The organism is Kitasatospora sp. NPDC058965, from assembly GCF_042741245.1.
GTDB lineage: Bacteria > Actinomycetota > Actinomycetes > Streptomycetales > Streptomycetaceae > Kitasatospora.
On the sequence record NZ_JBHYKG010000396.1, the window covers coordinates 1 to 6,929 of the forward strand.

General features: G+C 72.3%; 6 protein-coding genes. 5 read left to right on the plus strand and 1 reads right to left on the minus strand.

Translation table 11 applies throughout. The features are described 5' to 3' along the window. Positions 1–406 precede the first annotated feature (406 nt). The 4 genes from ACFW1A_RS36680 (at position 407) to ACFW1A_RS36695 (ending at position 5,086) form a co-directional block, all read left to right on the plus strand. Positions 407–2,053 (plus strand): acyl-CoA carboxylase subunit beta, encoded by a 1,647-nt coding sequence (locus ACFW1A_RS36680; RefSeq protein WP_380417275.1) that lies wholly within the window; start codon positions 407–409, stop codon positions 2,051–2,053. Positions 2,054–2,063: 10 nt separating this feature from the next. Further along, the gene (locus ACFW1A_RS36685) at positions 2,064–2,270 is read left to right on the plus strand and encodes an acyl-CoA carboxylase epsilon subunit (protein WP_380417277.1); all 207 of its coding nucleotides are present in this window, start codon (positions 2,064–2,066) and stop codon (positions 2,268–2,270) included. A 190-nt stretch (positions 2,271–2,460) separates the two neighbouring features. Continuing rightward, positions 2,461–3,540: an aldo/keto reductase gene (locus tag ACFW1A_RS36690; RefSeq protein ID WP_380417279.1), complete on the plus strand. Its 1,080-nt coding sequence runs from the start codon at positions 2,461–2,463 to the stop codon at positions 3,538–3,540. A 316-nt stretch (positions 3,541–3,856) separates the two neighbouring features. Beyond that, on the plus strand, positions 3,857–5,086 hold the full coding sequence (locus ACFW1A_RS36695) for a hypothetical protein (protein WP_380417281.1): 1,230 nt from the start codon (positions 3,857–3,859) through the stop codon (positions 5,084–5,086). Between the two features lie 35 nt (positions 5,087–5,121). On the opposite strand, the gene ACFW1A_RS36700 is transcribed toward ACFW1A_RS36695, so the two are convergent. Next, positions 5,122–6,381, minus strand: a complete 1,260-nt coding sequence (locus tag ACFW1A_RS36700; RefSeq protein WP_380417283.1) for an NADP-dependent malic enzyme — start codon at positions 6,379–6,381, stop codon at positions 5,122–5,124. Between the two features lie 104 nt (positions 6,382–6,485). On the opposite strand from ACFW1A_RS36700, the gene ACFW1A_RS36705 reads away from it, so the two are divergent. Then, positions 6,486–6,800, plus strand: coding sequence for a putative quinol monooxygenase (locus tag ACFW1A_RS36705; RefSeq protein ID WP_380417285.1), 315 nt, complete (start codon positions 6,486–6,488; stop codon positions 6,798–6,800). Positions 6,801–6,929: the final 129 nt, after the last annotated feature.

The window sequence follows — 6,929 nt, forward strand, 5'->3', positions numbered from 1 at the left end:
GGCCCTCCGGAGGGCGGCCCCTGTGCTGCTTCCCGTGGTCAACACCGGTGCGGCGCAGCCTGATTCCCGAGCCGGCAGCGGTGTGACGGAGCCGACAGTCCGTCAGCCGATTGGCCGGAAACAGACGCTCCGTTAGAGGTAACGCCCCTGCCGCACGGCTCTGTTCAACTGCCGAGATGACCCGGCGCAGCCGCCCGGTGACGCTCGGTCGAAGCGAAATCCGGCAAGGCTTTGCACGACTGACGGAAAGTCAGTTCGAGCTTGTTAATTTTGCTGTGTGCCCGCCGAACCGAGCAGGTGGCGGGGCACACCGCCGCCCCTGCCGGACGGCGCCCCTCCTGCTGCGCACCCCACTCCGCCCCCGGGACACGAGTCCGCCCGGGCACTCAAGCGACGGGAATCCGCGATGACTGTTCTGATCGACACCCCCGTGACCGACCGTCCGACCCCGGTCCGCCCGCACGCGCCGGTGCTGCCTTCGCCGGTGCAGGTGCCGGTGCAGGCACCCGCCGGCGACCGGCTGGCCGAGCTGCACCGGATCCGCGAGCAGGTGGCAGCCGGGCCCAGTCGCCGGGCCACCGAGGCGCAACGCGCCCGGGGCAAACTCACCGTCCGCGAACGCCTGGAACTCCTCTTCGACGAGGGGTCGTTCACCGAGATCGAGCCGCTGCGCCGGCACCGCGCGCAGGGCTTCGGCCTGGAGGACAAGAAGCCCTACGGGGACGGTGTGGTGACCGGTTGGGGCACCGTGCACGGCCGGACGGTCTTCGCCTTCGCGCACGACTTCCGCGCCTTCGGCGGCTCGCTGGGCGAGGCGCACGCGCAGAAGATCCACAAGATCATGGACCTGGCGCTGGACGCCGGTGCCCCGCTGGTCTCGCTCAGCGACGGGGCCGGCGCCCGGATCCAGGAGGGGGTCACCGCGCTGGCCGGCTACGGCGGCATCTTCCAGCGCAACGTCCGCGCCTCCGGGGTGATCCCGCAGATCAGCGTGATCCTCGGTCCGGCGGCCGGCGGCGCGGCCTACTCCCCGGCGCTGACCGACTTCGTCTTCATGGTCGAGGACACCGCGCAGATGTTCATCACCGGCCCGGACGTGGTCCAGGCGGTCACCGGCGAGGCGGTCAGCCACAACCAGCTCGGCGGCGCCCAGGTGCACGGCTCGGTCTCCGGCGTGGCCCACTTCGTCCACGACAACGAGGCCGACTGCCTGGCCGAGGTGCGCTACCTGCTCTCGCTGCTGCCCGCGAACAACCGCGAGGCGCCGCCGGCCGAGCCCACCGACGACCCGGTGGACCGGGCCGCCGACCGGCTGCGCGAGCTGGTGCCGGCCAACCCCAACCAGGCCTACGACATGGCCGAGGTGATCGCCGAGCTGGTGGACGACGGCGAGCTGCTCCAGGTGCACGAGGGCTGGGCGCGCAACGTGATCGTCGCGCTGGCCCGGATCGACGGCCAGGTGGTCGGCATCGTGGCCAACCAGCCGCAGCACTTCGCCGGCGTCCTGGACATCAGTGCGAGCGAGAAGGCCGCCCGCTTCGTCCAGTTCTGCGACGCCTTCAACATCCCGCTGGTGACCCTGGTCGACGTGCCGGGCTTCCTGCCCGGGGTGGACCAGGAGCACAACGGCATCATCCGGCACGGCGCCAAGCTGCTCTACGCCTACTGCAACGCCACCGTGCCGCGGATCCAGCTGATCCTGCGCAAGGCGTACGGCGGGGCGTACATCGTGATGGACTCCCGCTCCATCGGCGCGGACCTGTCCTACGCCTGGCCCGGCAACGAGATCGCGGTGATGGGTGCCGAGGGCGCCGCCAACGTCATCTTCCGGCGGGACATCAACGCCGCCGACGACCCGGACGCGATGCGCGCGCAGAAGATCGAGGAGTACAAGTCCGAGCTGATGCACCCCTACTACGCGGCCGAGCGCGGTCTGGTGGACGACGTGATCGACCCCGCCGAGACCCGCGAGGTGCTGGCCCGGGCGCTGGCCATGCTGCGCGCCAAGTACCGCGCCCTGCCCAGCCGCAAGCACGGCAACCAGCCCGCCTAGGAGGATCGAGATGGTACGCCTGGACGTCCTGCGCGGCTCGTTGACCGACGACGAGCTGGCCGCGGTCTCCGCGGTGCTGCTCACCCGGGCCGCCGCCACCGCCCGTCCGCACCCGGCCCCCGCCCGCCGCCGCCCGGCCCGCTGGCAGCGGGGCGGGCGCCCCGCCCGGCCCGAGGCCGCGCGCCGCCCGGCCTCCTGGGCCGGGCTGCCCTACTGACCGCCGCCGCGGCGCGGAACTGACGCTCTGTCGTTCCGAACTGACGTAGCCTCACCGGAACCGAGCGCTACGCTTGACGATGGATATACGACTACTTATGGTTGCAAGGGCTCGGATGCTTGGCGGTGCCTGCGGGGGCCGTCAGACCGCGTCAGCCCGCCAACTCCCAACGCCTCAAGGAGATCCACCTATGCGCTACCGCTACATCGGGGACACCGGCCTGGCCGTTTCGGAGCTCTGCTTCGGCGCCATGACCTTCGGCGGGGGTGCGTCGTTCCTCGGCGCGGCCGACCGCAACTGGTCGGAGTTCGGCACCGTTGACGACCAGAACGTCGAGCGCCTGATGGCCCTCGCGCTGGACTCGGGCATCAACTTCTTCGACACCGCCGACGTCTACAAGAACGGCACCGGCGAGGAGTTCTTCGGCCGCACCCTCAAGCACGTCCGGGACCGGGTGATCATCGGCACCAAGGGCCGCTGGCGGGTCACCGGCACCGGGCCGAACGACTTCGGCGCCACCCGCCACCACCTGACGGAGTCGGTCGAGGCCAGCCTGCGCCGGCTGCAGACGGACTACATCGACCTCTACCACATCCACGGCTTCGACCCGCGGACCTCGCTGGACGAGACCCTGCGGGTGCTGGACGACCTGGTCCGCTCGGGCAAGGTCCGCTACCTGGGCGTCTCCAACTGGGCGGCCTGGCAGCTGATGAAGGGCCTGTCCGTCTCGGAGCGGCGCAACCTGGAGCGGTTCGTGGTCTACCAGGGGTACTACAACCTGGGCGCCCGCGACCTGGAGTGGGAGCTGATCCCGCTGGCGGTGGACCAGAAGGTCGCGATCACCGCCTGGAGCCCGCTGGCCGGCGGCTTCCTGACCGGCAAGTACAAGCGCGGCGAGGGCCGTCCGTCCGGCAGCCGGCTGTCCGAGGCCACCCCGGCCGAGTCCGCGCCGCTCACCGACGAGGACCTCGCCTACGACATCGTGGACGAGATGCAGCGGATCGCCGACGCGCGCGGCGCCACCGTCGCCCAGGTCGCGATCAACTGGGTGCTGGCCAAGCCGGCCGTCGCCTCCGCGGTGATCGGCGCCACCAAGATCCACCAGCTGGAGGACAACCTCAAGGCGATGGAGTGGACGCTGACCGAGGAGGAGGTGGCGGCGCTGGACAAGGTGAGCGCCACCCGCGTCCCCTACCCCTACTGGCACATCGCCACCGTGGGTGCCGACCGCAAGCTGCCGGGCGACATCTACCCGCCGTCCCCCTACTAGGAGGCGGGCGGCCGGCGGACCGTCGGCTGACCTGAACACCCGTCCATTCCTGGCACCGACCGGACTCCCGCCGCCAGCGGGATCGGTGCCCGGGGCGGACCGCGTCAGGTCCCGCCGCGGACTGCCGGGCCGGGCGGTCCGGATCAGCAGTACGAAACAGCCCGCTGTCCCCGAGGCGTGTTCGCCCGGGGACAGCGGGCTGCCGCGTGCCAGTTGACGCTGTGTCGCCGGGCCGGTGGCAAAGGCTGGCGCGTTCGGGAACGGCCGTGTCCGATGGGTGGGGTACGCCCGTGGGTCACGTGGAAGGACGCGACGCATGACCCTGCCGCTTCACGACTCCCCCGTTCCGGAGCTCGACCTCCCGCCGGGCGGTGCCCGGCCCCCGCAGGGGGCGCGACCGGACGCCGCGCAGGTGCGGGTGCTGTTGGAGCGGGCCGCCCGGTTCCCGACGCTGGCCGGCCGCTACCGGCTGCCCGCCTCCGGTCCGGTGCCGGAGTTCGACACCCTGCCCACGCTCCCCGCCGCCGAGCTGCGGGCGGCGCTGTGGCAGCGGCTGCGCACCGGGCTGCTGCGCGACACCGGTGCCCGGCTCTACCTGGGCGGCGGCACCGCCGCGCAGCCCGCGGCCACGGTGCTGCCGCAGGGCATGTTCGCCACCGAGGTGCTGCGGGTCTGGCACCCGTTCCGGCGCGCCGACGTGGTGGTCAACCTGGCCCGGGGCAGCCGGTTCGCGCCGCAGCGCGACCTGTGCGACCTGCTGGCCGCGCGGAGCGGCTGCTCGGTGATCCCGTACAGCCGGCCCGAGGCCCAGGAGCGGATGTCCTGGCTGGCCTTCCTGGAGCAGGCCGGGGCCACCGCACTGGCGGTGGACACCGGGACGCTGCGCGAGCTGCTGCAGTCCTGCCGGCAGCGCGGCCGGGTGCTGGGCTGGATCACCACCCTGGTCTGGGTGGGGGCGGGGCTGGACCGGGCCACCGCGGAGCTGATCTCGGCGGTGCTGCCGGGCGCCCGGGTCTGGGGGCTCTACGGGAGCGTGGACTGCTGGGCGGTGGCCACCCAGAACCCGCGCTGCCCGCGCGAGGTGGTGCACCCGCTGCCCTACCAGCACGTCGAGGCGCTCGACGGGGAGCTGCTGGTGACCACCCTGCACCCGGCGGCGGTGGCCCCGGTGATCCGGGTCCGGACCGGTGACGGCGGGGAGTTCACCGAGTGCCCGTGCGGCACCGGGCGCCCCGCGGTGCGGCTGACCGGGCAGGTGGCCGACATGTTCAACTTCCGCGGGATCCGGCTGCACCGCGCCGAACTGGCCGAGCTGGCCCGCGGGATGTCGGAGGTGGCCGAGGCCGAGGTGGTGGTGCTGGACGCCGGGCTGCCCACCGAGCGGCTGTGCTGGCGGATCACCGCGGCGGCCGGCGAGCCCGCCGACCACTACCTGGAGGACTGGGTCCTGGAGAACCTGCTCGGTGCGGACGTGGCGCTGGCCCAGCTGGCCGGCGCCAACCCGGACGCCATCGAGGTGGTAGCAGAAAACGGTGCCCGCCCGTGATCGGGCGGGCACCGTCGGCGCCGGTCGGCGAGCGGTCAGACGCGGGCCACGTGGGCGGCGCGGGCCTCGGCGGCCACGGCGGCGGCGACCGCCGGCGCGACCCGCGGGTCGAACGGGCTGGGCACGATGAAGTCGGCGGTCAGCTCCTGGTCGCCGACCAGGTCGGCGATCGCGGTCGCGGCGGCCAGCTTCATGCCCTCGGTGACGGTGCGGGCCCGCACGTCCAGCGCGCCGCGGAAGACGCCCGGGAAGGCCAGCACGTTGTTGATCTGGTTGGGGAAGTCGCTGCGGCCGGTGGCGACCACGGCGGCGTACTTGCGGGCGATCGCGGGGTCGATCTCCGGGGTCGGGTTGGAGAGCGCGAAGACGATCGCGCCGGGCGCCATCGAGGCGATCGCCTCCTCGCCGACCTGGGCCCCCGACAGGCCCACGAAGACGTCCGCGCCCTTCAGCGCGTCGGCCAGGGTGCCGGACAGGCCGGCCTTGTTGCTGCGGGCGGCCAGCGCCGCCTTGACCGGGTGCAGGTCGGTGCGGTCGCGGTGCAGCAGCCCCTTGCTGTCGGCCGCGACCAGGTCGCCGATGCCGGCCTCCAGCAGGATGGTGGACACCGCGATGCCGGAGGCGCCGGCCCCGGCCACCACCGCGCGCAGCTCGGAGAGCGGACGGCCGGTCAGCCTGGCCGCGTTGCGCAGCGCCGCCAGCGCGACGATCGCGGTGCCGTGCTGGTCGTCGTGGAAGACCGGGATGTCCAGCTCGGCGCGCAGCCGGTCCTCGATCTCGAAGCAGCGCGGGGCCGCGATGTCCTCCAGGTTGATCCCGCCGAAGCTGGGCGCCAGGTGGCGCACGGTGGTGACCAGCTCGTCCACGTCGGTGGTGGCGAGCGCGATCGGCACCGCGTCCACGCCGCCGAACTCCTTGAAGAGCACCGCCTTGCCCTCCATCACCGGCAGCGAGGCCGCCGGGCCGATGTCGCCCAGGCCCAGCACCGCGGTGCCGTCGGTGACCACCGCGACCGTGTTGGCCGCCCAGGTGTACCGGTGGGCCAGCTCCGGGCGCTCGGCGATCGCGGTGCAGACCCGGGCCACGCCCGGGGTGTAGGCCAGCGAGAGGTCCGCGGCGTCGCGCAGCGGCACCGTCGAGCGGGTCTCCAGCTTGCCGCCCAGGTGCAGTTCGAAGACCGGCTCGGCGAACGGGCGGATCGGCTCGGAGTCCCCCTCCTGCTCTGGCGTCAGGGCCTCGGTGAGCTCGGTGAACTGAGTCTCGGTCAGCGTCTCGGCGGACTCTGCGATAGTCATCTCTACACTCCGGCAAGATGGTTGAGGGTTTGTCGCTCGATACGGACAACGATACGTGTAAGATGCCTTATGCTCAACAGGAGCAAGGTACCTCTAAGGAACTGATGGACTGGAGGAACACGATGTACCAGATCGCTGTTTCGTTCGACATCCCGGCCGAGCGCCGGGCGCACTTCATCGAGGCCGCGCTGGAGGACGGTCGCAACTCCGGGGCCGACGAGCCCGGCACGCTGCGCTTCGAGCTGGTCGAGGACCACGAGAACCCGAACCGCTTCTACCTCAACGAGGCTTACGAGGACGAGGCGGCCTTCGACAAGCACTGCGACGGCCCGCACTTCAAGAAGTTCTTCGAGCTGATCCAGGAGTACGCCGAGGGCCCGACGTGGCTGGTCCGCGGCACCCAGGTCACCGCTCAGTAAGGCAGTAGCACGCACCGCGGCGGCAGCCGCAGCACGAACGAGGGGGCTGGTCCCGTCCACCGGGACCAGCCCCCACCGTCGTCGCCGTCACCCCCGCCCGCGAGCGGGTCAGGCGGCCACGTCCAGCTC

Excerpts from the sequence above, each read along its gene's own strand:
- ACFW1A_RS36685 (WP_380417277.1), top strand. The coding sequence starts at position 2,064 with ATGGTACGCCTGGACGTCCTGCGCGGCTCGTTGACCGACGACGAGCTG.
- ACFW1A_RS36695 (WP_380417281.1), top strand. The coding sequence starts at position 3,857 with ATGACCCTGCCGCTTCACGACTCCCCCGTTCCGGAGCTCGACCTCCCG.
- ACFW1A_RS36680 (WP_380417275.1), top strand. The coding sequence starts at position 407 with ATGACTGTTCTGATCGACACCCCCGTGACCGACCGTCCGACCCCGGTC.
- ACFW1A_RS36700 (WP_380417283.1), bottom strand. The coding sequence starts at position 6,381 with ATGACTATCGCAGAGTCCGCCGAGACGCTGACCGAGACTCAGTTCACC.
- ACFW1A_RS36690 (WP_380417279.1), top strand. The coding sequence starts at position 2,461 with ATGCGCTACCGCTACATCGGGGACACCGGCCTGGCCGTTTCGGAGCTC.
- ACFW1A_RS36705 (WP_380417285.1), top strand. The coding sequence starts at position 6,486 with ATGGACTGGAGGAACACGATGTACCAGATCGCTGTTTCGTTCGACATC.